Source organism: Mesorhizobium huakuii (assembly GCF_030160235.1).
GTDB lineage: Bacteria > Pseudomonadota > Alphaproteobacteria > Rhizobiales > Rhizobiaceae > Mesorhizobium > Mesorhizobium huakuii.
Genome location: NZ_BSNY01000089.1, coordinates 1 through 714 on the forward strand (window position 1 = coordinate 1; position 714 = coordinate 714).

The 714-nt window shown below is 64.7% G+C and carries 1 protein-coding gene; it reads left to right on the plus strand.

All coding sequences use genetic code 11. The annotated features are described in order from the left end of the window. On the plus strand, window positions 1–714 hold a 714-nt coding region (locus QQK95_RS33400), incomplete at both ends, for an IS1634 family transposase (protein ID WP_457920541.1).

The following is a 714-nucleotide window of genomic DNA, read 5'->3' on the forward strand; positions in this document are numbered from 1 at the left end:
CCTCGTGGAAAGTGTCCGCGACGGCAAAACCGTTCGCCAGCGCACGATAAAGGCACTGGGCCGCAAGGATGCGCTGGTTGCCAGCGGCGAACTTGACAGATTGGCGGCCTCGATTGCGCGCCATGGCGAACGCAGCCTCATCCTGTCCGACATTGACGCGGGGCGGATTGCCTCTCGCCGCATTGGCGGTCCGCTGTTGTTCGGGCGGCTGTGGCAGCGGCTCGGGATTGGCGATGTGCTGGAAGAGGTGCTGGAAGGGCGCCAGTTCGGCTTTGCGGTGGAACGGGCGGTGTTCATTGGCACGTTGCATCGGCTGTTCGTGTCGGGCTCGGACCGCGACTGCGCGAACTGGATGGCCGATTATGGTATCGAGGGCGCCGAGGGTCTGGCGCTCCATCACTTTTACCGGGCCATGGCGTGGCTGGGCGAGGAACGCGGCGAAAAGGCGCAAGGCGCGCTGGTGGCGCGCTGCGTGAAAGACGTGATCGAGGAAAAGCTCTTCGCGCGCCGGCAGGACCTGTTCACCGACCTCAGCCTTGTGTTCATGGACACAACCTCGTTATCCTTCTACGGCGCGGGCGGCGAGACGCTGGGCAAGCGCGGGCATTCCAAGGACTTCCGCCCCGATCTGGCGCAAATGATCCTGGCGCTGGTCGTTGATGGCGAGGGCCGGCCGATCTGCACCGAGATGGTGCCTGGCAACACCGCTGACGT